Below are 22,542 nucleotides of genomic sequence, written 5' to 3'. Positions count from 1 at the left end.
CGCCCTGCGTCCAGCCTGGGGATGCAGTCCACCGGCAAAAACCGGCTGGACTTGTTACAAAACGTAACGGCTGAGGTCGGTGGATTTTGTCAGCTCACCCAGATTGTCGTCGACGAAACCCGCATCAACGGTGATTTCGGCACCTGCCTGGTCGGGTGCGGTGAACGAAAGCTCTTCGAACACGCGCTCCATCACCGTATAGAGCCGCCGCGCACCGATATTTTCAATGCTCTGGTTTACATCCGCCGCAATACGGGCCAACGCCGCGATACCGTCTTCCGTGAAGCTGACGGTCACCTCTTCAGTGCCCATCAGCGCGGTATATTGGCGGGTCAGGGCATTGTCGGTCTCAGTCAGGATGCGAACGAAATCTTCTTCAGTCAGCGCGCGCAGCTCGACCCGGATCGGCAGGCGGCCTTGAAGCTCCGGCAGCAGGTCCGAAGGCTTGGCGATATGAAATGCTCCAGAGGCGATGAACAGGATGTGGTCGGTTTTCACCGGTCCATGCTTTGTGCTGACAGTGGTCCCCTCGATCAGGGGCAGCAGGTCGCGCTGAACGCCTTCGCGGCTGACATCGCCGCCGCGCGCCTCCGCACGGGCGCAAACCTTGTCGATCTCATCCAGAAATACGATGCCGTTCTGTTCGACCGACTCCAGCGCCACGCGGTTGACGGTTTCGTCATCCAGCAGCTTGTCTGCCTCTTCCCCGATCAGCGCTTCATAGCTGTCGGCCACAGTCATCCGTTTCTTGACGGATCGCCCGCCGAAGGCTTTGCCGAAGATATCACCCAGATTCATCATTCCCATCTGACCCCCCGGCTGGCCCGGAATGTCGAACATCGGCATCGGGTTTGAGGTGTCGGACAGCTCCAGTTCGATTTCGGTATCGTCAAGCTCACCTGATTTGAGCTTTTTGCGAAACATCTCGCGTGTGGATTCACGCGCGTCGGTGCCTGCGATCGCCTCGATCACACGGTCTTCGGCGGCCTGGTGGGCGCGGGTTTTGACATCCTCGCGCATGTATTCACGGGTCTGCAGGATTGCGGCATCGGCCAGATCGCGCACGATCTGCTCCACATCACGACCCACATATCCAACCTCGGTGAATTTGGTGGCTTCGACCTTAATAAAGGGCGCGCGGGCCAGCTTGGCCAGACGGCGGCTGATCTCGGTTTTGCCAACACCCGTGGGGCCGATCATCAGAATGTTCTTGGGATAGACTTCATCACGGATGTCATCCGCCAGCTGCTTGCGGCGCCAACGATTGCGCAGCGCCACGGCCACGGCGCGCTTTGCGTCTTTCTGTCCGATGATGAAGCGGTCCAGTTCCGAGACGATCTCGCGCGGGGTCAGGTCGGTCATGTCAATTCTATCCGTCTGTTTCGCAGCGGAACCTAATCATGCGGCGGGAAAACACAAGCCGATCACGGAAAACTCACGCCAACTCACGGGTTGCACACGGATTTTCGTAGTGATGTGAATAGCCAACCACGTATCTGGTCCTCCATACGTTGCGTCTACGGGCAACTCTGCCTGTGTCTAGTAATGGAGAACCTCAACATGATGAATCGTCGTTCACTTTTTGTGAAAGCTGCGGCCGCTGGCGCTGCGCTGACTCTGGCCGGAACCAGCGCGGCTATTGCCGGTAGCGCCAAAAAGAAAGGCACGTTTGAAGGTCTTTCGAACCACATCACCACAGGATCTGCGAAAGTGGTCAAGAACGGCGATCGCTACATCGTTGAACTGGGCGAGGATTTCTCGCTGGACGGTGGTCCTGATCCGCGTGTGGCCTTTGGCAAAGACGGTGAATATGCACCTGATACCAAACTGGGTGCCTTGTTGAACCTGACAGGCAAGCAATCCTACGCCGTACCACCAACAATGGACATCTCGGGCTATAACGAGGTGTACATCTGGTGCGAGGTTGCCGGTGTCCCGCTGGGCGTGGCCTCGTTGAAGTAATCGCTCCGGTCAGGGGCCGATCCTCTCCGGCCTCTGACCCGCTGCTAGGTAACTAAGGATTCGTCTGATACACTCGTCCCAAGGCATTGGGACTGAGGGTGAATTTATGACGAAGATTGCCAAGATCACCTTGTTGTTTGTGGTGTTCGTCGACCTGATCGGGCAGGGGCTGGTCTTTCCGATCATCAACTCTCTGATCATGGAGACGAAATCCGGATTCCTGCCGGAAAGCACGGCCATGGGCACCCGGCATTTCTATTATGGCCTGGTGATCGGTTGCTTTTTCTTGTCGTGGTTTCTGGGTGTGGTCTATGTCTCGAAAGTCTCGGATTCCATCGGGCGCAAGAATGCCCTTTTGGTCTGTTTGGCCGGCGCGCTTGTCGGCTATGCACTGACCATTGCCGCGCTTTACCTCAACAGCCTGCTTTTGCTTATTATTGGCCGATCGATCACCGGGTTTACCGCCGGTAACCAGCCCATTGCGCAGGCAGCGATGATTGACGGCAGTACAGATGCAGCCGACCGTGACCGCAATATGGGATACATTGTGACCGGCGTCAGTTTCGGTCTGGTCGGTGGCCCGATCATCGGCGCGGTTCTGTCCGATGCGGCCCTGTTGGGCAACGCCGCGACATTGAAAACGCCGTTTTACGGGGCCTTTGTTTTGGTCCTGATCGCCATCTTCCTTGTGACCACGTTTTTCAAGGATACAAGGACCGAGCGTGAACCCTTTGTCTTCCGTCCGCGCGATATCACCGACAGCCTGATTGCAGTGCGCGGCCACCCGATGGTTCTGAAGATCATGCCGGTCTATGCCCTGTTCATGATCGCCAACGTGACCTTTTATGTATTCGTCGACAATTTCCTGACCAGCGCCTGGGGCTACGGCGTGATCGGAGGCAGCATGGCGATGGTGGTCATCGGCGTTGCGTTGGCATTCTCCAGCACATTTCTCGTTAAACCTGCGCAGGAGAGGTACAGCAAACACCAGATCATATACACTTCGCTGGTCGTCATGGTGATCTGTGGCCTCGGCTTTGCCTTCAGCCCCAGCGGAGTGCTGAGCTATGTGCCTGTTTTCTTCTTCTACTTCTTCTTCGGCGTGTCTTACCCGACGTTGCTGGGTCTGTTTTCATCCAGCGTCAGCGAAACGGATCAGGGCTGGGTCATGGGCGTGACCACAGCCGTCTTCTGCCTTGCGGGCGGTGTCATGTCGTTGATTGGAGGCGGTTTGATGAGCATCGACATCCGTCTGCCCTACTACATCGTTATCGCTACGGCCCTGATGGGCCTGATCGGGATGCACATGCGCTGGAAAGGGAAAGAGATCAAAGCGCTGTTAGCCTGAGATCGTTTCAACCGTCAGATTGCCGTTGGTGTAAACACAGATATCTGCCGCAATTGCCATGGCTTCGCGTGCGACCTGTTCAGCTGATTTGTCGCTGTCCATCATCGCGCGCGCCGCGGCCAGGGCGAAATTGCCACCTGATCCGATGGCCGCCACGTTGTGCTCCGGCTCCAGCACGTCCCCTGCCCCCGTGATCACCAGAAGATCGGTGCCGTCTGTGACAATCAGCATCGCTTCGAGCTTTTGCAGGTATTTGTCGGTGCGCCAGTCCTTGGCCAGCTCAACCGATGCGCGGGCCAGTTGGCCGGGCGTGGCCTCAAGCTTGGCTTCCAGACGCTCCAGCAGTGTGAAGGCGTCCGCTGTTGATCCGGCGAACCCCGCGACCACTTCGAACCCACCCGGTGTCAGACGGCGTACCTTGCGCGCGGTGCCCTTGATCACGGTCTGTCCCAGGCTAACCTGCCCGTCCCCGGCGATCACGACTTGCCCGCCTTTCTTGACGCCAATGATGGTTGTGCCGTGCCATCCGGGAAAATCACTGTCTGCCATGAATGCCTCCGTTAACTGTGGTGTCATATATGGGCCGGGCACGGGTTCTGCGCAACCGGTTCTCAACGCGCTCAAAAGATATGCAGAAAATGCAAACCGGGACTGTTGACTCAGCATTTGTGAGACTCAGCCAGCGGCGCTACATGAGCCTTACAACCGACAACGGGTCGGCTGTTTCTGTTGAAAAGGACTATGCACATGGCAAACGCTATCGCCAAAACCCATGCGCCGCTCGGAGCAGTCACCATCCTGCACGCAGTGGATACTTTCACCCATGGCTTCGAAAATGTTGTCGAATGGTATCAATCTCGCAAGACCCGCAATGAGCTGGCGCGTCTGAGCGATGAGCAACTGGATGATATCGGCCTGAACCGCGCCGACGTCGCCAAATTCTGATCCAGCATCAGACAAAGACGTAAGATAAGCCGCTCGATTGAGCGGCTTTTTCTTTTTCAGCTAGCGACGAACTGCCCTGTCAGATCAGGCAGATAGGCCTCAATTGCTGCGGTGGCGATAACATGGCGGGTACCGGCCCCGGCATCCTCGACATCCAGCCCGCCTTTGACCGCCCGGACAAAGGCACGCCCACGCGGCAGATCAGACGCAACAAGATCGCAATCGACCGCCTCGGGCTGCTGAACGCCAATTGTGACCTGAACGCGCATGTCTTCATGGCTAATGCCCAGCTTGGAAAACAACGTAATCGACGAATGGTGCAGCGCGTCCTGAACGGCGCGGCGCGCAGCCTTGGTATAGTCCTGACCATACAGGTCATTCCCGGTGCCCATCTCCAGAATGATACGTTTCTCGGTCATTGGGCGGGCTCCATATCAAATGAGACCACTATTGCGGCGTTGGCGATTACTGTGCGGCCTTCGGTGTGCGGTTTGTCGATATCCAGCCCACCTTGCGAGACCTTGATGTTGGGTTGGCCATAGGGAAATACGGCCTTCAGCGCTTCGGTGTCCACGCGATCAGGTTGTTGCACGCCAATCTCTGCATCGATGATCATGGCCTCTTTTGGAAATCCGAACAGCTCCGCCATATTCACCGAGTTATGCCAGAGCGCATCTTTAACCGCGCGCAGCGAAGCCTCGGTATAGTCCTCACGCCGCAACGACGTGCCCATTCCGAATTCCACCAGAACCCGTGTTTTTGCCATTTTGTTCCTGTCAGGTCAGCACATCAGTGCGTTCAAACAAAAAAGGCGCCTCGGATAGAGGCGCCTTTGATCTATCGTGATTACACGGGCTCAGATCGACTCGTCGATCCAGCTTTGCAGGGCCGCCTTGGGCGCAGCGCCCGCGCGGTTTGAAACTACCTGCCCGTCTTTGAAGATAAACAGTGCCGGAATGCCACGAACACCCATGGCAGCAGCCGCGTTCGGATTGCTGTCGACATCAACTTTGGCAATCTTCACTTTGCCACCGTATTCATTGGCGAGCTCTTCCAGCGCTGGTCCGATCTGCTTACAGGGGCCGCACCATTCGGCCCAGAAATCCACCACAACGGGGATATCGGAATTCTTGACTTCGGCGTCAAAGGTATCGTCGGTAACGGCAACGGTCGACATGTCTGTCTCCTGAATGGGGAATGCTTGGGCACAGAACGTAGGTGCCGTTCGGGGGGAGGTCAAGATATAGGGTTACGCGCCAGCGCACTGGTCACCATATCGTGTGGCAGCCACATCAAATGCGCAGTCCGGGTCCATAGGATTGCGGTGCGGATACGGTGATCGGGATAGATTTGCGACAGGGCAAGCGCATAGGCTCCCATCTGGCGTAACAGCCCCTCGGGACAGGTTTCTGGGTTATCCGGGACGGTCGCATTTGATTTGAAATCAATCACATGGACTTCGCCCTCCGTGACGACCAGCCGGTCAATCACACCATGCATTCGTCTGCCATTGAGATCAGCGGAAACCGGAATCTCGGCCAGCGCTTCTGGAGCAAATACAGGCCTCAGATGATCAGCGGTCAGGACAGCAGCAGCCTCATTCAGCAGCTCTTGGCGTTCCACGTCCTGCATACCGGCCAATAGCCGTGAGCAGAGTTGTGGCCATTGATCCTGAGAAACTGCGGGCAGATGCTCCAGCAGGAGGTGCAGCCGCGTTCCACGGAGCTTCGCCGCCTCTTCATCCTGCCCTGCATCGCCGGGCAGGGCTTTTGCGCCCCCCAGATCAGAGGGGCTCAGCGTTTCTGATGGCGCTGACGTTGGCGGCGCAGGATGTTCAAAATAGGCTGGCAGGCTTTGCTCGATTTGCTGGGCGCTGCCACGCTCAACAACAGGCAACGCGTCCCAGTCCCCATGCGCCAGCCGCAGAGTCTGGGATCCGGGTAACTGAGTTGCCCCGGCGCGCGCCATCGCGGCCTCGACCATCTGATACCAGCTGCTGCCATCCTTGCCCACATCACCTGCTGCCGCGACAATCAACCACTTCTCGGCCCTTGTTAGAGCCACATATAGCAACCGCAGTCGTTCATTTTCCTCGCGCTTTCGCGCTTCTTCACGGGCCGTAGCGATCAGTGCGGGCGACGCGTCAGCAGGCAACTTCCACAAAGGGGTATCCGCCGCCATCATGATCTCGGCATCGCGTGGAGGTTGCCGTTTGCCGGTATCAGGCAAGATCACGATCGGGGATTCCAACCCTTTCGAGCCATGGACGGTCATCACCCGGATCATATTGCCGACACCACTCATCTGGCGTTTGATCTCCAGATCGTCGGTTTGCATCCAGACCAGAAAACCGGTGAGGCTGGGAATATCCGTCCGTTCATAGGCCAGCGCCTGAGACAGCAGCGCGTTGATGCCATCCTCAGCCTCGGCCCCTAGGCGGCCCAGCAGTTTGCGGCGCCCGTCATGGCGGGTCAGAATACGCTCAATCAGATCATAGGGGCGCAGAAAGTCGGTCTGCCCACGCAAATCGTTCAGAACCAACAGCACTTCCGTGAATTCCTCGGAACGATTGCGCAGAGCGGCCCAAAGGTAGGTTTCCTCCCTGCGGTGCGCCAGATCGAAAAGCTGCTGTTCCGACCACCCGAACAGAGGGGATTTCAGAACTGTGGCCAAGGAGAGGCTGTCTTCGGGCGTGGCCAGAAAGCTTAGCAAAGCGGCCAGATCTTTTACGGCCAATTCCGCGCCCACTTTCAGGCGGTCAGCGCCCGCGATGGGCAGGTCAGCAGCTTTGCAGGCGCGGATGATTTCAGCAAACAAGTCTGATCGGCGCTGGACAAGGATCAAAAAGTCGCCGGGCTGCACCTTGCGCCGGACAAAGATGCCTGGAGTTTCCCCCTCGTCGGGAATTGTCGTGCCGCCATCGATCATGCCCTTGATCGACCGGGCCACCTGTTCTGCCAGAATAACTGTATGGTGCCGCGCATTGGGCCGGTCGACCGGATCGGTCCAATCGGTATCTTCCTCATCTTCCACCTTTTCGATCACGGGCCACAGATCAACACGACCCGGAAGATCAGCCTTAAACGCGCGGTGCAATGAGTCCTTGTGGAAGCCCGCATCCGAGCGATTTTCGAACAGAATATCCACCAGTCCCAGGATCGCGCTGGATGACCGGAATGAATACTCCAACGTCGAATCCCACAGTTTAGAGCCTGATTCCTGCAGCTTCCGCCCAAACTCTGCCTGCATCCGGTCAAAGGCTTGCGGGTCGGCGCCCTGGAAAGAATAGATCGACTGCTTCTTGTCACCGACCACAAATATTGTGCGTTCGACCCCGGATCGGGCCCCTTCCCCGCTGGTGAACTCCTGCGCCAGTTTTTCGATCACGTCCCACTGATCCGGGCTGGTATCCTGAGCCTCGTCCACCAGAATATGATCTATGCCACCGTCGAGCCGATACAGCACCCATTCTGCTACCGCCGGGTCGTTCAACACCTGCCGCGCGCGCAGGATCAGATCGTCGAAATCAAGCCAGCCCCGCAATTGCTTGCGCCGCTCGTATTCGGGCAGAAAAGCTGCAGCAAAGCGATGAAGAACAACGGTTTTCTGCGCGGCGACCAGCGCCAGCCGCTGTTCCCGGGCAGATTCGACCCGTAACATAAGGTCCTCAAGCTGAGGCATCCGGTCGGCGAGCACCCTGTCGCGCAGCGCTTTGGTCGGGAAGCCGTTGATTTTTGCGGTAAACGGTTCTTTTGCCGACTTCCCTGTCAGAAATACGTTTTCCAAAATCGGCAGGCTGCTTAGCCGTGTATCGGTAAAGCCCGCAAGTTTGTCCGCGGCTTTGGCGTTGTTTCCACCGCTTTCATTCAGGGCGGGCAGGATAGAGCGGATCAGTTCGACTTCACCGCCCAGAAATACCATCTGCAGCAAGGCATGTTCATCGAAATCTTCCGGCAGATCAAAACGTTGCAATATATCCGGCCACTGTAGCGTTTGCTCAAAATGACTACGTTTCTGTGCAACGGCGGCCGTCAGCTTGTCAAAACCGGTATCAGTAATGAATCGGGCTACGTCCTCGATCAACCCGGCCTGCGGTCCGGCGGCAAAATCTTCAATGATCTCTTCGCGCAACAAGGCTGCGGACCGATCTTCCATTTCAGCGAATTGAGGGCTGACCTCGGCCTCAAGGGGAAACCGTCGCAGCAGCGAAGCACAAAAGGAATGGATCGTTTGAATTTTCAATCCGCCGGGTGTTTCAATGGCGCGGGCGAACAGTGTCCGTGCTTGTGCCAACTGGCCGGGTTTGATCACGCCCGGTACACCAAGTTCGACCAGCTCGTCCTGAAGATCGCTATTACCCAGCATCGCCCATTTACCAAGCCGCTTGAACAGCCGGTTCTGCATCTCACTGGCCGCAGCTTTGGTGTATGTCAGGCAAAGGATGTGTTGCGGCTGAACGCCATCCAGCAGCAGACGTGCCACCCGGTCGGTCAGAACGCGCGTCTTGCCCGAGCCTGCGTTGGCCGCCAGCCAGGTCGATGCCTCGGGGCGCGCGGCCTGCACTTGCCGTTCGGTTGCGTCGTTGCGGGGGTTCATTTCAGGTCCTCAGGGAAAGTTTCCGCAGAACGATCCCATTCCCCAAACCGGGCGAGGTGATCATAGTCACCGATATCCGTGTCCTTATGCAGCATCCGGCGCGAAGAAAATCCCTGATCAGGCTCTAAATAGGCCGAAATTAACTCTTTCAGTTCTGCCAAAACCTTGTCTGTGGGCTCCTTCAGCAGCGGAGCGGGCACTTCTTTATACGTTCCACCCATGCCGATGAAGATCGCCTGCGCAACGGGGAGCGGATCAAAACCGTCGATACCGCCTTGTTCGGCAATCGCGGCCTCGATCAGCAGTTGCTTGTCGAATTTGGCCTGCTGACTTTCTGTTGGCGGGGCGCCAGTCTTGTAGTCGATGATGCGTAACGCCCCTTGCCCGCTTCGGTCGATCCGGTCGGCCCGCCCGGTAATGGTAAAATCCAGCGGCGTCAGCGCCATTCGCATTCCCGCTTCAAAAGCCACAGGTCCGCCATCCGAACGACGCTGTATCTCGGCGGATAGAAAGCGGTCGGCGATCCGTTCCAGTCGCGCCAACCAGAGCTTTTGGGCCGTGAGCCACACAACATGATCCACCAACAAGGCCTCGGCTCGTTTTAAAAAGTTCTCGCGGCTCAGCAAGGCCGGGTCCAGAACACTGTCGCGGACGAATTGTTCCAGTACTTCGTGGATGACGATGCCGCGTAACAGAGCGTCTGGGGCTTGAACTAGCGGATCCAGCGGTTTCAACCGCAAGACATGCCGGGCGTAGATGGCATAAGGATCGCGGATCAGGCGCTTTATCTCGGTCACTGATAACTGTCGCGGACGTGCAGGAACCGGCGGTCGTGGCGACGGGCGTTGCGCAGATGGGATTCGCGGCGCTTGTTCCAGCGTTTCCGCCCAATCCAACCATTGCCGCCCGCGCGCGCGCATTGCCGCGAGTGCATCTGTTCCGCCCTGTTCGGGTAAGCCCTGCAACAGATTGGTGATGCGGTTCAGCCAGCGGGATGGTACGGTTTCCGCATCATCTGAGCGGGTCGCGCGTGTCAAAACCACTTCTGCTGCACCCGCCGCCTGCTGGAAGTCATGTGCTGACAAACCGATCCGGCGTTCGGGCAACAAAAGCCCGGCGGCGTTACGCATCTGCCGGTTCAGCCAGGGATCGGGGGCCGGGGCCTCGGGCCAACTGCCTTCGTTCAGGCCACCAAGGATTAAAAGATCTGCGCCCTGTACGCGTGCCTCAAGTGTGCCCCAGATCATCAGATGCGGGTGGGGCGCATCGCGGTCGCGAACCTCCTCACCCGCCAGGAGCGCACCAAGAAGATCAGCGAAATCATGGGCGGTCATTACGCCGCCATGTTGTGCCTCGTGCTCCAGCGCCGTGATGACCGCAAGCGCCTTTTGACCTGCGTTTTTGTCCCACAAGGTGCCGGTTTCACCGGTCATACCCGCCGAGATCGTCTCGGCCAGCATACGCAGCCGGGTGACCCAATCCGACAGCGGCCGCTCACCCGGGCTGTATTGATCACAGAACATCTTGGTCACCCAGCGGACCCAATCCTTGGGTGTTTCGGTGCGAATGGCAAAGGCGGTCAGGCTGGTGCTATCGGGAAAAGGCGGACCGTGGCGACGCAGGTCAAGTTCCAGGTCGCGGGTGTGCAATAGATGGCTGCCCCGATCCCCGCCATCATGGCATAGTGGGTGTTTAAGCAATGTCAGCAGTGCCTCGCCATCCAGACGGCGTGCGAATAACCCCGCTACATGGCGCAGAAACCGACCTGGTGGAGACAGCTGTAGCGGCAGGCCCGCGCTGTCATCGGGTAGAATATTCCACCGATCCAACGCCGCGCTGACCTGACGGGTCAACATCCGATCGGGCGTAATCAACGCGACGGTCTGTCCAGTCTCAGCCGCCTGGCGCAGACGAAGCGCAATTGCCAAAGCCTCCGCCCGGGGTGAGGCGGCTTCGATCAGCGTAACATCTTTGGTTGCGCCGTTCAGATCTGGCAGGTTCGGGCCCTCTGTCATCCATGCGTCGGTTACTGGAGCAGGGCGTAATGCAAGCGAAATCAGTTTGTTACGGGCGGGCGAGGGGGCCTGACTCGTGGTCCACGGCAGGATTTGATCCGGGCTTAGCCCGAGCTCAAGCATCAGCTTACGGAACCGGTATTGCGGATGATCTTCGGATGTCAGCGCGTCATCCAGATTGCGCCAGACATGCTCAGGCTGATCGAAATCATAACCCGGCAGGACCAACGCACCTTGGGGCAGGCAAGCGATGGCCTGCATCAGCATCAATGTTGTGCCGCGCGATCCGGTAGAACCCGCCAGAATGACAGGATGCTCGGGTGGTGAGACCTGCCAGCGTGCAATCAGATTCTCTACCACGCACCGCTGCCTCGCTTGTGCATCCAGTGCATCTGCGCCGGAATGCATGAACTGATCGGCGATGCCTATAAAAGACTGCGCGCGCGCCCAGTGGCCGGACATGTCACTGACATCCAGTTGCCTGATTGCATCGGGTGAGACACCTTCGCCCTGCATCTCGTCGATTAGCGCGGCCAGACTGTCGGATAGGTCGAACAGGGATGACCGTGCAGCCAGGTCTGGTTGCTGGTTGAGTAGTTTGGCGATCAGCTGTGTCAGTTCCAGCCTGCGACGCAGAGGCGGAATCGCGGGCGGTACCTGCGCCAGATCAGTGCTTTCACCCAGATCGGTGACCAGTGACAATCGGGGCAGCAAGCAAGCAGGGCCCCGATCAAACAGGTCGCGTACGCGGCGCGCCATACGACGGGTGTTGACCACAAGCTGGACTCTGGCCAATGCGTCTGGTGGCTGTCCTTCAAATCGCCGATGAAGCCCGTCGACCAGTACCATGGGAAAATCCGCGCCCGGCGGTGCCGCAAATACCCGGGGTAGGGTGCTGGGTTCAAACATCGGCGATCAGCCCTTCGGCCAGTTCAATGCCTTCGGGCCGGCCCACATCGCACCAGCGGCCGGGGTAAGACAGCGCAAACAGGCGCTTCTGCTTCTGTATCTGGTCCCATAGGACGTTCAGAGAAAACGCGTCTTCCTTGATATCCTTCAGCCCGTCGGTTTTCAGAATCTGCGCGCCGCCATAAATCAGCCCCGCACCTCGGGTGATCCGCCCGGTGTTGTCCTGAGTGAAGTCACCCGGACTTGCATGACCAAGGGTTTGCGCAACCGGGATACACATCAGCAGCGCATCCATTTTGTCTGGATTCCAATGATCCCGAAGCAGATGCAGCGGGTTGGGCCCCGCCCAGATGGCATCGCTGTTTAGGGTAAAGACGGACCCGGCCCCAAGCAGCGGCAGTGCCGCGCGAAGACCTCCGCCAGTGTCCAATATGCGTGGTTCTTCCCGCGAAAGCTCGACGTCATAGCCCGCCAGATGATCGGCCAGCTGATCGGCGCGATAGTGCAAGTTGGCAACGACCCGAATTGGCCGAAGTTCATCGATCAGATCCAGTGCATGGTCGATCAATGGTCGCCCGGAAATCTCGATCAAAGGCTTGGGGCGGTCTTTGGTCAGGGCACCCATACGAGTGCCGAATCCGGCGGCAAACAGCATTGCAGCTTCGGGCTTGTTGGTCATCGCGTCCTCAGCTTTGCCAGGTTTTCGGGGCTTGGGGCGGGCAGGGCGCTGCGCAGCAAATCGGCGACCGGGACAAGTGCGGGATGTTCCAGATCGCGCATCAGATGGGCCCAAGCGGCCGGGATCAGTTCGACGTAATGCGGTTTTTCATAATCCGTCGCCAGCCGGGCAAAACCGCCCAGAATGCGCAGATTGCGCTGGGCGCCCAGAACCGCATAGGCGGTGCGGAAATCATGCCCGTCCGCGCCGGTTGCCGTAATGTAGCGGTCGATCATCCGCATTTCGATCCCGACAGGCACAGTCCGACGCACATCCTGCAGTAACGACATCAGATCGTAGGCGGGATGCCCCAGCATTGCGCTTTGGAAATCCAACAGACCAACCCGCCCCAAACCGTCACGCTCGGGTAACCAGATCAGGTTTTCCGCATGGTAATCACGCTGCACGACAACCCGCGTCCCGCCGGTTTCCCGGTGCAGGATATCGGCAAAGCGCAGTTCGAACCGGGCGCGGGCTTCTTCGTCATGCGACCCCTGAATGCCTTGCGCGTATTTCGTGAACGACAGCGCTGCCAACTCGGTCATTAGGGCAGGGTCATAACTGTCGAGCGAAAGTGTTGGGGCCGCGTGAAGGTGAACCAGCACATCGGTTGCCGCATCGTACAAAGTGCGCTCCAGCGTCGGATCATCCCTTAACACGCGGGCAAAAAGTGCATCCCCCAAATCTTCGAGCAGCAGAAATCCGTATTCACTGTCTTCGGCATAGATTTCCGGCGCGCTCAGCCCGATGGAGCGTAGATATTCCGACATGCGCACGAAAGGTTCGACCGCCTCACCTTTGTCGGGCGGGGCGTCCATCAAAACGGCGGTCCGGCCCGTTGCGGGGTTGGTCAAACGCTCATACCGGCGGTTTGAGGCATCACCAGCCAAAGGCGCATGGTGCGCGCCGTTCCATGGCGTCTGTGCGATCAACGCTTCTGCCAGAATGGCCCGGTTCGTCATTGGATTATCTCCAGCTTGGCATTCCATTTCGGGTCCGACCATGACAGCGCAAGATGCCTCGTATCCTGATCGTCGGGGTCGGTGACAAACTGGATCAACAGCGCTGAATCCGGGGTGAGCTGCCCTAGTTTTTCGGGCCACTCGACCAGACAGATGCTGGTGTCGAAAGCTTCGGTAAGCCCCAGCTCTTCAATCTCTTCTACGGAAGTAAGCCGGTAGAGATCAGAGTGCCAAATCTCTCCAATCCGTGTCTCATAGACCTGAACAAGGGTGAATGTAGGTGAAGGCACGTCCTCAGGCACGGTCAAGACGGATTGAATTAAAGCGCGGGCGAAATGGGTCTTGCCGCTGCCGATCGTGCCTTCAAGCAGGATTGTATCGCCCGGTTGCAATGCGCTGCTTATTCGGGCGGCTGTGTCGGCGGTAACCTGAGGGGAATTCAAAGTCAGTTTCAGCGGCGTATTCATGGCGCCACAATGAACCCGCGCCGGGTTGGCTGCAACCCGGTTCAGGCGCTGATTTTCTGCATTTCTGCACTGTTTTTGACAGCGTTGCTTGAGGAGAAACGGACAATGGTTGCCCCGTTCTGCATGGGGTTGACTGTACAGGTGATTGAGCCACCAGATTTCAGGATCAGCTCGCCCGACCATTCGGCCCGGTTTTCGCGCGCGGTGACGAATTCGCGGATTTCGCCAAGGATTGGCGTGGCTGTGCACTGCTCCTGCCACTGACGAGTGATTTCAACCACAGTTGCGGGTTCAAACCCAACCTCTCCGCTGTCTCCCCACATCATTTGGTAGGCGTAATTCGTGGTTGCCAGCGTTCCGTCGTCCGAGAAAACCGCAATCGCATCGGCCAGCTTGTCCAGAATGGATTGCATCAGGTCCATTTCTGCACGAAAACGTCGGGTCAGTGTGATCTCTGCGGTAATATCCTCGAACAGAAAGGCGACGGCACCATCGGGGTGCGGCCGACCGCTGACGGAATAGACCGACCCCGAGGGGAGAGACCATGTTTCCTGATAATTGCCATCCTGGGCCGCTTCGAGAAGATCATTCATTTGACGACGCCATCCGCGATAGTTCTTGGGTTCCGGCATCATGTGCTGATCGCGGAGCCGGTCAAAGAAGCTGGACAAGCTGGGACGAAGGCTAAGGAAATCTGGCGGCAGTGAGGTCAGGTCGATCAGCGCGGGGTTAAACAATGCCAGCTGGCTGTTGCGATCAAAGATAGCCAAACCAATCGAGAGCTGGGCGAAGGTTTTGGTCATCGTCTGAACGAATTTACGTTGTGCGGTTTCAGCCTCGACAATCGCGTTTATATCGACGGCATAGCACAGCTGGCCCTGATCATGGGCGACACGGGTCAGATCAAACCACAATCTGGCCTCGCTGTCTTTTATCTGAACTGAGACACGGGTCTTCCGGCCAAGCTGCGCATCGTCCAATTGCAATGGAAAGACCGGCTCGGTCAGGTCCGCATCCTGCCCCGAGATTTTGCGCGCCAGCGAAACATACGCAGCGTTGCACCAGCGCACGGTATTGCAATCGCCCGACAACCAAACGGGGTAGGGCGCTTGTTCCATCGCCAGCCGGATCGGGTCGTTCGGGTCAGTGCGCTTGGCCGGCGGCATGCCCGTCAGATCGCGCAGTTGAACGCGGATTACACCGTCGATCCATTCGCACAGAACTTCGCGCTCAACCGTACAATCAATGGCGGAAACGGCCAGATTGCCTTCGGAGCGCACAACCTCGGGCGTTTCCGGGAAAGAAGGATAGTCTCGCTGCAACAGCCGCCGCAAATCGGACCAGTTGCAAACAGTTTCATATCCGGTCAACGCGATATCCGAGTGGCTGATCAATCTGTCCCCATCGAACAGAAAGACTACATCGAACAGTGACCCTGGGGTCGAAAGCCCATAGTCGCCAATCCTTTTCTGGCGACGTGGCCACAACCACAATATCGCAAAGCTGGCCGAAACCACGCTTATAGCGGCCAGAACGAACCAGTCGGCCATTGATCCAACGCCCCTGTCAAAACATCCCGGCCTGTATGGACGGCAATGGTTAACGGGGTCTTAACTCAGATCTGGAAGGGTTGGTTTGCGCCTGACGGGACGGGCGTGTCACCAGTTTGCGCGTCGATAAGTTTGCGCGGCCAGATGACCTTGACGATTGCGCCCTTGCGTTCCTGCTGATCGGTCAGCGTCTGGTAAGGGTCGGCGCCATTGGCGAAGTAAAGTTCGGCCCCGCTGCGCTCCAGCAACGTTTTCGCAATGAACAAACCCAGCCCCATGCCTTCGTATTCGGGTCGGCTGCTGCGGTCGGTGCGGCGGCGGCGCATGAACGGATCACCGATCCGTCCGATGATATGAGAAGGGTATCCGCGACCGTCATCCATGATTGAGACGCTGATTCGGTCCGAGGTCCATTCGGCCTCGATCCAGACATTCGACTGCGCAAAATCCACCGCGTTCTGGATCAGGTTACGCAGCCCATGTATAATCTCGGGCTTGCGCAGGATCGACGGTTGCTGCACATCGCCATCGGCAATCGGCCTCTCGTCGAAATGCACCTGTTTACCCCGGTGGATGTGCGGCTCTGCGGATTCGTGGATCACCGTTGACAGCGGCGCTTGCCTCAGGTGCAGGTCGTCTTTCCCTGCCCGGCCCATATCGCGCAGGATGTCACGACAGCGGTCGGCCTGCTCGCGGATCAGAGCGGCGTCTTCTATCAGCTCGGGCCGGTCGTCCAGCTCTTCGATCAACTCAGAACTGGCCAATTTAATCGTGGCCAGCGGGGTTCCCAACTCATGCGCAGCGGCCGCGACGACGCCGCCCAAATCAGTCAGCTTTTGCTCGCGCGCCAATGCCATATGTGTGGCCGAGAGCGCTTCGGACATCGATTGCACCTCAGAGCTGATGCGGTGGGAATAGGCGCCGATGAAGACGATGGCGATGATGATCGCCGCCCAGTTTCCGAACAGCAAAATGTCGGGGATATCCAACACAAGGCCCAGATTGGTCCGCAGCGGTAGATGAAATTGCGCCAGCAATGTTGTCAGGATCACTGCAACACTACCAATGATCAGGGTTGATCGCGTGCTCATGACATTCGCTGAAATCGTCACCGGTCCGATCAGCAGCAGCGCAAAAGGATTGTTCAGCCCACCGGTCAGATACAGCAGTATCGACAGCTGCAGCAGGTCGAACAGCACCATCAGGAAATTCTCAAACTCGGATAGGCGCTTGTTTTCGGGAAACAGCAGGATGGCCGTCAGATTGCCCATGACCGAAACGCCGATGGCAAAGTAGCACAAGCCAAGTTCAAGCTGTACATGATAATATTGCTGCGCGACGGTGATCGCGGTGAATTGGCCGATGATGGCCACCCAGCGCAATAGAATCAGCGTGCGCAGCCTGATCCATGTGCTGCGTTCCTGTCCGCGCCAAAGACTGGTGTTGGAATCCGTCATCTGTCGATTATGTCCTATTGCGTCGGCCCACCACGTTGATAGGAGTGCCGGCCAAACCGATCAACAACCTTCGTGTCAGGATAGATGTCATGCTCCGCCTTTATGCCATACTCGCAACCGTTGTTCTGGCCATTGGCTTGGGCGCGATGTGGCTGCTGACGCGCGGTGGTTCAGACGACAAGTTTGCGCAGTGCCGCTCTAGCCAGATTGCGGGTGGCAGCGCCACGATTGGTGGGCCGTTCGAATTGGTCAACAGCAAGGGTGAGGCTGTGACCGACAAGGATGTGATTACCGAACCTACGTTGATCTATTTCGGTTATACGTTCTGCCCAGATGTCTGCCCCTTTGACATGTCCCGCAATGCCGAGGCGATTGATCTGCTGGCACAGCGTGGTCAGTCGGTGACGCCCATGTTCATCTCGATCGACCCCGACCGCGACACGCCAGAGGTTTTGAGCGATTATGCCTTCAACTTGCACGAACGCATGATCGCACTGACCGGCTCGCCCGAGCAGGTCAAGGCCGCGAGCAAGGCTTATAAGACCTATTACAAGGCCCATGACAAAAGCGACGAGTACTATCTGGTCGATCACTCTACCTTTACCTATCTGGTCACGCCCGAGGACGGGTTTCTCGAATTCTTCAAGCGCGATGACACGGCCGAGCAGATGGCGGACAAGGTTGGCTGCTTCCTTGACCAGATTTAAGGCGCAACAGTCGGTTTGACCTTTGTCGTGGCGCTGCTATGACTCATGTTTAAGCCAAAGGCATGAAATAGCGGAAAGACCCATATATGGCAGACAGTACCCAGCTTGAAATCGGCCCCGACAAGTCGCTGCTGCTGGTAGATGATGACGAGCCATTTCTGAGGCGTCTGGCCAAAGCCATGGAGAAGCGCGGCTTTGAGGTTGAAACAGCCGGTTCCGTCGCTGCGGGCCGTGCCATTTCGACCGCACGTCCACCCGCATATGCAGTGGTTGATCTGCGGCTTGAGGATGGCAATGGGCTCGACGTGGTTGAAGTGCTTCGTGACAAGCGCCCCGACAGCCGGGTTGTGGTTTTGACCGGGTACGGAGCCATCGCCACCGCCGTTGCAGCGGTCAAAATTGGCGCAACTGACTATTTGTCCAAACCCGCCGACGCCACCGACATCACCAACGCTTTGCTGGCCAAGGGAGACGAGCTGCCCCCACCGCCGGAAAACCCCATGAGTGCCGACCGTGTTCGCTGGGAACATATTCAGCGGGTCTATGAGCTGTGTGATCGTAATGTTTCCGAGACAGCGCGCCGTCTGAACATGCATCGCCGGACTTTGCAGCGGATTTTGGCGAAGCGTAGCCCACGTTAAGATAACCAGGTGCACCCCTCGGTGCGGCTAAGAACTTAAAGCGGGGCCTCAAGTGGATCGATGCCTTGCTTCTCGCACAATTGATGTAGAAAGCACCCTTCGGGTATTTTTCCACCAAAGTTCCGCCTGATCATCGCTTTTAGATTGGTAGAGTACAGGTGGATCGAAAGCGCCCTTTTAGGAATCTCGATATCTGATCGGGTCAATAAGATTTCTTTGTGACGCGCTTTGACTGGATACAAGACGTCACTTCTTGACGCATGAGTTTCTTCTCCGGTTGCACCTAGAAAATACTGCAAGGCCCGAGGACCATATGTTCCCCAAGGGAAAAACTCAGGCTGAATCGGGAGATTTTTCTCTTGGTGTCTCAGACGGGTCTGCTGATCCCACCAGGGTGGAAATTCATTTTCCGTCGCTGAGAATTCTAACAACTTATTGAGGGCATGGCTGTCTTTTGGCAACGCAAGTACGCCATTTAGAATGTTTGATCCGACTCTTCCAAACAGATAGCCATTTTTGGTTGTTAGAGGTTTCAGCGCGTAAGCGTCGGTGTCTGCCCAAATAAAATCTGTTTTATTAAGAAGGTGTATTCGAAATATGTCAGAATGTAGAGCTGGGCTTCGCCGAACGAGGCCGTTCCCAACTCTTTGAAGCAGTATACGCTCCGGATCGTACACACTTCGGGCGTCGGCTTGCGTGACATATGAAGGTAAATTTTCGATCGGTTCGTACGAAAACAGTGTTACACGTTGACCAATTTCGTCAAAAGATTTGAGGCAAAGGAGATCTAAAAAACTCAAGCGTTTGCCGATCCATAACGACGCCACATTACTGCGTTCCATAAAAAACCCCGCTATATTAATTTCGCGTATGACATACGCGAAACGTGTTGACAACGGATCGGGATGAGTGCGGTCAGCGCTGATGACTCAATTCTGAATTGATCGTTTAAGCGATAGCTGTCGGGTCGTGTTGATAAATGGTTCATCCTGAGGCGGATAGGTGTGATGAAGGTGTAATACTCAAAGAAATCCAGTCATCGTAGGTCGTCAGGTATCGTGCCCTGTTGGCTTCTACTGGAAGTACTAAGCTGAACCATGCTCATCGTCCTATGCGAAACCTTTTTGTAAACATGACTTAACTCTTTGTGCACTTTAGGTTGATCCAAAGCCTAACTGTTAGACAGCTGTAGCAAGTGAAAGCTTCCTTAATTTGTCAAAGTGCTGGACGTTCCGCCACTGCGTGAAGACGCTGCGCGCATATTCCGAGACAGGATTCATATGCGTGCCTGATATCAGTCGATAACAACAGTTTCTCCACCTTCGTCTGGAGTCTGTCACCCATTGCCAGCATCCGGTCATCCAAAACACTGTTTTGGTTGTATTTCTTCCAATACTGCTCGCGAAACCGGCTGAACCGGTCAGGCGCATCAATCGGTTTCGTTCCCTGACCGCGCTGGCGCTTTAGTTCGAAACTGTCCCTTGTTTTCACCGGGTAGTGAAATACAGCGGCCCAGTCATGACAAACTAGGTGCTCGGGCGCAGCTCCAAAGGCATGCCGTCTCCGCACGCCGGAACGATAAATATCGTCATGCATGGGTTGCCCCGAGGCGTTGACGAACTGCCCTCCATCAACCTGAAACCCCTTGTACAGGTGGGGCCTGTGGATGCCGAACCCGCGAATTTTTTCAGATGTCTGAAACAGAGTTTTGTAGCGTCGATGCAGGCGATGATGGTCGTCCGCGCGTTGCAGAAATCGTTGGGTGACGAGGCCGGGTTCCCAGTTGTGGTGAAATCCGTCCCCGAATATCAGCCAATTCACCGCTACACCCTCTGCGTTTCCAGCGCATCGCTCGATCAGATCCGTGACCTTATTGTTGGGGCTCGCACAGTAGAGGAATTCATCAATATCGAGCCACATCAGCCAATCGGCATAAACAAGCGATGGGTGCAAAAAGGCCTTGTCGGCAGCCGCGTGCTGAGGAATTTCGCCCGACTTCAAGTCCTGCAGAACATGAGCGATGATGCCATTGCGATCGAGTGCATCAAGCAGTTCAGTTGTGCCGTCAGTTGAGTCATTGCTGTAGATCAGGATCGGGTCAAACCCGACGAGCAAATGATAGGCGACCCACTCAAGAATGAACGGCCCCTCGTTTCTGGCGCAAGAGAACAACCCGACATTCATATCGAATTGATCCCAGGCCCGGCTATGAGGGTTGGCTCTTGCTGCATGACCTACCTTTTGAATATGATATTGCGCTGGGTTTGAAAGACATTCTTGTAACCACGGCCGGAAATGGCGGCAAAGAGGTTTTCAGCACCTTCGTCAAGCTTCACGGCCTCCAGTTGCAGGTATCGGGGAAGAGCCTCGTCCTCAGCGACCTCAAAGAAAGGCATAAGAATATTCGGCTCGTGCCCTTCCACGTCAAGCTTGGCGTAGTCGACCCCGTGCAGATGCGTCAGCTCCAAAAGCGATCGGGTTTGCACTTGTATGAACTCGTATTTTGTCTTGTCCAGGTGCGCTGGGTCGGTGGTCAGATGCGCTTCACCAAGATTGGTCGCTGTGTCCCCGCGCAGCTCGATTGAAAGCGTTGCTTCGCCGGTTTCGCCCGAGATGGCGCAGATGTTGAGGTCTACATTGTCAAAACCATTCAGAGCGCAGTTTCTCTTGAAACGCTTAGCCAACGTGGGGTTTGGTTCAAATGCATAAATCCGGGAGTCCGAGGCGAGGACTGACGCAAAGAAAAGCGAGTACAGGCCAAAGTTGGCCCCAATATCCAAGATTTTGACAGTTTTGCCCCCAAAAGTGTCTTTCAACCAGTTCAGCTCAAGCTCTTCTGGGGACCGACCCTTTCGCCAAAGAACAAACTCGCTGAAATTGTCGCAAGGGTGCAGATGGATATTCAAGTTGCGATACTCGATCATCTGCGGCAGCAGCGATTTTCGGATCAGATTGCGCACCCGCCCCCGGCCCGCCAGATTGTAGGCTTCGCGCAAGCAGGAATTGGCGTATTCCATCTGCGCGTCTGTTACCCGTGCCCGGCTATCTGCATCGCTCATTTGAACCTGCGCCCGATAATAGTGTTGTTTATTGGCGGCCTAGCCTGCGCCGCACCGCTGACCTAGAAACTGGATAATAGCTCTTCGTGCCGCGCGGTATAGGCCTGTCGTACGTCGAGTGGTGGGCGCAGTTTGATCTGTAACCCCTCCAGAACTGCCCTGTCAGGGCGGCCAAAGAACTTTGTCGCCTCGGCCTCAGAAAAGCCCGCGATTTGCGTGGCCTCCATCCAGGCGCTGATCTTGTCGGCCTTTTTGATCTGGCGTTTTATCGTTTTCGGCACTGCAGCGGGCAATCCGAAACGGATATGTATGGCCGCAGCCAGCCGGTCATCTAAATCACCGTAATCCGGGCCAACAGCGGATTTGACAGGGGAAATCATGTCTCCGATCACATATTCGGGCGCGTCGTGTAACAGTGCTGCCAAACGCCATTTTGCGGGTGCATTTGGTGCGATGCGGCCAAAAAGCTCTTCAACCAGCAAGGAATGTTCGGCCACGGAATAGGCAAAATCCCCGTTTGTCTGCCCATTCCATCGCGCCACAAAGGCCAGCCCGTGCGCGATATCTTCGATCTCGATATCCACCGGTGTCGGATCTAATAAATCCAGCCGACGGCCCGACAGCATTCTTTGCCACGCTCTGGGTTGTGTTGCCATTTTGCCATGCCTTGTGAACTAGGACACGTTCAATCCGTGTTCTTATGTTATGATGTACCTGTCTGGATCACATGCTGCCAACACTTTCTTGAGCATTCGTGCTTTGAAACGGTACGATACGATCCCGACATAAAGGACTGAGGGGGGTGCTGATTCCTCCCAGTTGCGCCCTCTCGAAACGAAACTCGTATCGAAAGGAGCTTGTTATGTTCAAGCGTTTGTTTGCAATCACCCTGACCTTCGGAATGGCTGCGACCGCACCGCCTGCTTTTGCCCAGAATTGTGCAGAACGCGAGCACGTGATTACCAAACTGCAAGACAGTTACGCCGAGGAATTGGTCTTTGGCGGTCTGCAGAAGTCTCGTGGCGCGCAATCGGTCATGGAGGTTTGGACCTCGAAAGAAACGGGAAGTTATACCGTTTTGGTGACCCAAGCGAACGGCATCAGTTGTATTGTCGCCGTTGGCACAGATTTTTTTGAAGCGATCCCCAAGATCAAGGTTGAGGGCACGCCAAGCTGATATTTTTCAGTGTCAGGTTTTTTGCCTCG

22 protein-coding genes are annotated in these 22,542 nt (G+C 56.6%); 6 read left to right on the top strand and 16 right to left on the bottom strand.

Features of this window, described 5'->3' with window-relative positions:
• Window positions 1–54 precede the first annotated feature (54 nt).
• Window positions 55–1,362 carry an ATP-dependent protease ATPase subunit HslU gene (gene hslU, locus Q1B46_RS17735; RefSeq protein WP_299661243.1) on the bottom strand — a complete coding sequence of 436 codons (1,308 nt, stop codon included), beginning with the start codon at window positions 1,360–1,362 and terminating at the stop codon, window positions 55–57.
• Window positions 1,363–1,560: 198 nt separating this feature from the next.
• Between hslU and Q1B46_RS17730 the strand changes: the two genes are divergently transcribed.
• Together Q1B46_RS17730 and Q1B46_RS17725 are read left to right on the top strand one after the other, a co-directional pair.
• Entirely contained in the window at window positions 1,561–1,962 is a 402-nt protein-coding gene (locus tag Q1B46_RS17730) for a DM13 domain-containing protein (RefSeq protein WP_299950071.1), read from the top strand.
• A gap of 106 nt (window positions 1,963–2,068) precedes the next feature.
• Window positions 2,069–3,310 (top strand): MFS transporter, encoded by a 1,242-nt coding sequence (locus Q1B46_RS17725; RefSeq protein WP_299950069.1) that lies wholly within the window; start codon window positions 2,069–2,071, stop codon window positions 3,308–3,310.
• Here Q1B46_RS17725 and hslV read toward each other — a convergent pair.
• Window positions 3,302–3,859, bottom strand: a complete 558-nt coding sequence (gene hslV, locus Q1B46_RS17720) for an ATP-dependent protease subunit HslV (protein ID WP_299950067.1) — start codon at window positions 3,857–3,859, stop codon at window positions 3,302–3,304. The genes Q1B46_RS17725 and hslV overlap by 9 nt on opposite strands.
• 198 nt (window positions 3,860–4,057) lie before the next feature.
• Between hslV and Q1B46_RS17715 the strand changes: the two genes are divergently transcribed.
• Window positions 4,058–4,255 (top strand): DUF1127 domain-containing protein, encoded by a 198-nt coding sequence (locus Q1B46_RS17715; RefSeq protein ID WP_299661230.1) that lies wholly within the window; start codon window positions 4,058–4,060, stop codon window positions 4,253–4,255.
• A gap of 56 nt (window positions 4,256–4,311) precedes the next feature.
• On the opposite strand, the gene Q1B46_RS17710 is transcribed toward Q1B46_RS17715, so the two are convergent.
• From Q1B46_RS17710 to regB, 10 genes are all read right to left on the bottom strand, one after another.
• On the bottom strand, window positions 4,312–4,674 hold the full coding sequence (locus tag Q1B46_RS17710) for a Lin0512 family protein (protein WP_299950065.1): 363 nt from the start codon (window positions 4,672–4,674) through the stop codon (window positions 4,312–4,314).
• Window positions 4,671–5,021 carry a Lin0512 family protein gene (locus Q1B46_RS17705; protein ID WP_299950063.1) on the bottom strand — a complete coding sequence of 117 codons (351 nt, stop codon included), beginning with the start codon at window positions 5,019–5,021 and terminating at the stop codon, window positions 4,671–4,673. Before Q1B46_RS17705 ends, Q1B46_RS17710 begins: the two co-directional genes overlap by 4 nt.
• A 90-nt stretch (window positions 5,022–5,111) precedes the next feature.
• Entirely contained in the window at window positions 5,112–5,432 is a 321-nt protein-coding gene (gene trxA / locus Q1B46_RS17700; RefSeq protein WP_299661221.1) for a thioredoxin, read from the bottom strand.
• A 59-nt stretch (window positions 5,433–5,491) separates the two neighbouring features.
• A complete protein-coding gene (gene addA, locus Q1B46_RS17695; RefSeq protein ID WP_299950061.1) occupies window positions 5,492–8,851 on the bottom strand; it encodes a double-strand break repair helicase AddA in 3,360 nt (1,119 codons plus the stop codon).
• Complete coding sequence (addB, locus tag Q1B46_RS17690; RefSeq protein ID WP_299950059.1) at window positions 8,848–11,775, bottom strand: double-strand break repair protein AddB; 2,928 nt, start codon at window positions 11,773–11,775, stop codon at window positions 8,848–8,850. The genes addA and addB overlap by 4 nt, the downstream gene beginning before the upstream one ends.
• On the bottom strand, window positions 11,768–12,454 hold the full coding sequence (locus Q1B46_RS17685; protein WP_299950057.1) for a nucleotidyltransferase family protein: 687 nt from the start codon (window positions 12,452–12,454) through the stop codon (window positions 11,768–11,770). Before Q1B46_RS17685 ends, addB begins: the two co-directional genes overlap by 8 nt.
• Window positions 12,451–13,455, bottom strand: coding sequence for a phosphotransferase (locus Q1B46_RS17680; RefSeq protein ID WP_299950055.1), 1,005 nt, complete (start codon window positions 13,453–13,455; stop codon window positions 12,451–12,453). The genes Q1B46_RS17685 and Q1B46_RS17680 overlap by 4 nt, the downstream gene beginning before the upstream one ends.
• Complete coding sequence (tsaE, locus tag Q1B46_RS17675; protein ID WP_299950054.1) at window positions 13,452–13,922, bottom strand: tRNA (adenosine(37)-N6)-threonylcarbamoyltransferase complex ATPase subunit type 1 TsaE; 471 nt, start codon at window positions 13,920–13,922, stop codon at window positions 13,452–13,454. Before tsaE ends, Q1B46_RS17680 begins: the two co-directional genes overlap by 4 nt.
• 41 nt (window positions 13,923–13,963) lie before the next feature.
• Window positions 13,964–15,472 (bottom strand): PAS-domain containing protein, encoded by a 1,509-nt coding sequence (locus Q1B46_RS17670; protein ID WP_299950051.1) that lies wholly within the window; start codon window positions 15,470–15,472, stop codon window positions 13,964–13,966.
• Between the two features lie 65 nt (window positions 15,473–15,537).
• A complete protein-coding gene (gene regB / locus Q1B46_RS17665) occupies window positions 15,538–16,929 on the bottom strand; it encodes a sensor histidine kinase RegB (protein ID WP_299950049.1) in 1,392 nt (463 codons plus the stop codon).
• An 89-nt stretch (window positions 16,930–17,018) separates the two neighbouring features.
• Between regB and Q1B46_RS17660 the strand changes: the two genes are divergently transcribed.
• On the top strand, window positions 17,019–17,636 hold the full coding sequence (locus tag Q1B46_RS17660; protein WP_299950047.1) for an SCO family protein: 618 nt from the start codon (window positions 17,019–17,021) through the stop codon (window positions 17,634–17,636).
• Window positions 17,637–17,722: 86 nt separating this feature from the next.
• Window positions 17,723–18,277 (top strand): ActR/PrrA/RegA family redox response regulator transcription factor, encoded by a 555-nt coding sequence (locus Q1B46_RS17655; RefSeq protein WP_299661195.1) that lies wholly within the window; start codon window positions 17,723–17,725, stop codon window positions 18,275–18,277.
• Between the two features lie 35 nt (window positions 18,278–18,312).
• On the opposite strand, the gene Q1B46_RS17650 is transcribed toward Q1B46_RS17655, so the two are convergent.
• The 4 genes from Q1B46_RS17650 to Q1B46_RS17635 all read right to left on the bottom strand — a co-directional run bounded on the left by Q1B46_RS17650 (window position 18,313) and on the right by Q1B46_RS17635 (window position 21,992).
• Window positions 18,313–19,119 (bottom strand): hypothetical protein, encoded by an 807-nt coding sequence (locus Q1B46_RS17650; protein WP_299950045.1) that lies wholly within the window; start codon window positions 19,117–19,119, stop codon window positions 18,313–18,315.
• 373 nt (window positions 19,120–19,492) lie between these two features.
• Complete coding sequence (locus Q1B46_RS17645) at window positions 19,493–20,461, bottom strand: glycosyltransferase family 2 protein (protein ID WP_299950042.1); 969 nt, start codon at window positions 20,459–20,461, stop codon at window positions 19,493–19,495.
• 50 nt (window positions 20,462–20,511) lie between these two features.
• On the bottom strand, window positions 20,512–21,336 hold the full coding sequence (locus Q1B46_RS17640) for an FkbM family methyltransferase (protein WP_299950040.1): 825 nt from the start codon (window positions 21,334–21,336) through the stop codon (window positions 20,512–20,514).
• A gap of 62 nt (window positions 21,337–21,398) precedes the next feature.
• Entirely contained in the window at window positions 21,399–21,992 is a 594-nt protein-coding gene (locus tag Q1B46_RS17635; RefSeq protein ID WP_299950038.1) for an HD family hydrolase, read from the bottom strand.
• Between the two features lie 206 nt (window positions 21,993–22,198).
• Between Q1B46_RS17635 and Q1B46_RS17630 the strand changes: the two genes are divergently transcribed.
• Window positions 22,199–22,513, top strand: a complete 315-nt coding sequence (locus Q1B46_RS17630) for a hypothetical protein (protein ID WP_299950034.1) — start codon at window positions 22,199–22,201, stop codon at window positions 22,511–22,513.
• Window positions 22,514–22,542: the final 29 nt, after the last annotated feature.

The organism is uncultured Ruegeria sp. (assembly GCF_947500045.1).
GTDB lineage: Bacteria > Pseudomonadota > Alphaproteobacteria > Rhodobacterales > Rhodobacteraceae > Ruegeria.
The sequence above is the reverse complement of the archived record's forward strand: the minus strand, read 5'-3'. Positions and strand labels throughout refer to the sequence as shown.

Excerpts from the sequence above, each read along its gene's own strand:
- addA (WP_299950061.1), bottom strand. The coding sequence starts at position 8,851 with ATGAACCCCCGCAACGACGCAACCGAACGGCAAGTGCAGGCCGCGCGC.
- Q1B46_RS17660 (WP_299950047.1), top strand. The coding sequence starts at position 17,019 with ATGCTCCGCCTTTATGCCATACTCGCAACCGTTGTTCTGGCCATTGGC.
- tsaE (WP_299950054.1), bottom strand. The coding sequence starts at position 13,922 with ATGAATACGCCGCTGAAACTGACTTTGAATTCCCCTCAGGTTACCGCC.
- Q1B46_RS17680 (WP_299950055.1), bottom strand. The coding sequence starts at position 13,455 with ATGACGAACCGGGCCATTCTGGCAGAAGCGTTGATCGCACAGACGCCA.
- Q1B46_RS17645 (WP_299950042.1), bottom strand. The coding sequence starts at position 20,461 with ATGAATGTCGGGTTGTTCTCTTGCGCCAGAAACGAGGGGCCGTTCATT.
- Q1B46_RS17640 (WP_299950040.1), bottom strand. The coding sequence starts at position 21,336 with ATGAGCGATGCAGATAGCCGGGCACGGGTAACAGACGCGCAGATGGAA.
- regB (WP_299950049.1), bottom strand. The coding sequence starts at position 16,929 with ATGACGGATTCCAACACCAGTCTTTGGCGCGGACAGGAACGCAGCACA.
- Q1B46_RS17655 (WP_299661195.1), top strand. The coding sequence starts at position 17,723 with ATGGCAGACAGTACCCAGCTTGAAATCGGCCCCGACAAGTCGCTGCTG.
- Q1B46_RS17635 (WP_299950038.1), bottom strand. The coding sequence starts at position 21,992 with ATGGCAACACAACCCAGAGCGTGGCAAAGAATGCTGTCGGGCCGTCGG.
- Q1B46_RS17705 (WP_299950063.1), bottom strand. The coding sequence starts at position 5,021 with ATGGCAAAAACACGGGTTCTGGTGGAATTCGGAATGGGCACGTCGTTG.
- Q1B46_RS17725 (WP_299950069.1), top strand. The coding sequence starts at position 2,069 with ATGACGAAGATTGCCAAGATCACCTTGTTGTTTGTGGTGTTCGTCGAC.
- Q1B46_RS17685 (WP_299950057.1), bottom strand. The coding sequence starts at position 12,454 with ATGACCAACAAGCCCGAAGCTGCAATGCTGTTTGCCGCCGGATTCGGC.
- hslU (WP_299661243.1), bottom strand. The coding sequence starts at position 1,362 with ATGACCGACCTGACCCCGCGCGAGATCGTCTCGGAACTGGACCGCTTC.
- Q1B46_RS17730 (WP_299950071.1), top strand. The coding sequence starts at position 1,561 with ATGATGAATCGTCGTTCACTTTTTGTGAAAGCTGCGGCCGCTGGCGCT.
- Q1B46_RS17650 (WP_299950045.1), bottom strand. The coding sequence starts at position 19,119 with ATGGAACGCAGTAATGTGGCGTCGTTATGGATCGGCAAACGCTTGAGT.
- addB (WP_299950059.1), bottom strand. The coding sequence starts at position 11,775 with ATGTTTGAACCCAGCACCCTACCCCGGGTATTTGCGGCACCGCCGGGC.
- Q1B46_RS17710 (WP_299950065.1), bottom strand. The coding sequence starts at position 4,674 with ATGACCGAGAAACGTATCATTCTGGAGATGGGCACCGGGAATGACCTG.
- Q1B46_RS17670 (WP_299950051.1), bottom strand. The coding sequence starts at position 15,472 with ATGGCCGACTGGTTCGTTCTGGCCGCTATAAGCGTGGTTTCGGCCAGC.
- Q1B46_RS17630 (WP_299950034.1), top strand. The coding sequence starts at position 22,199 with ATGTTCAAGCGTTTGTTTGCAATCACCCTGACCTTCGGAATGGCTGCG.
- Q1B46_RS17715 (WP_299661230.1), top strand. The coding sequence starts at position 4,058 with ATGGCAAACGCTATCGCCAAAACCCATGCGCCGCTCGGAGCAGTCACC.
- trxA (WP_299661221.1), bottom strand. The coding sequence starts at position 5,432 with ATGTCGACCGTTGCCGTTACCGACGATACCTTTGACGCCGAAGTCAAG.
- hslV (WP_299950067.1), bottom strand. The coding sequence starts at position 3,859 with ATGGCAGACAGTGATTTTCCCGGATGGCACGGCACAACCATCATTGGC.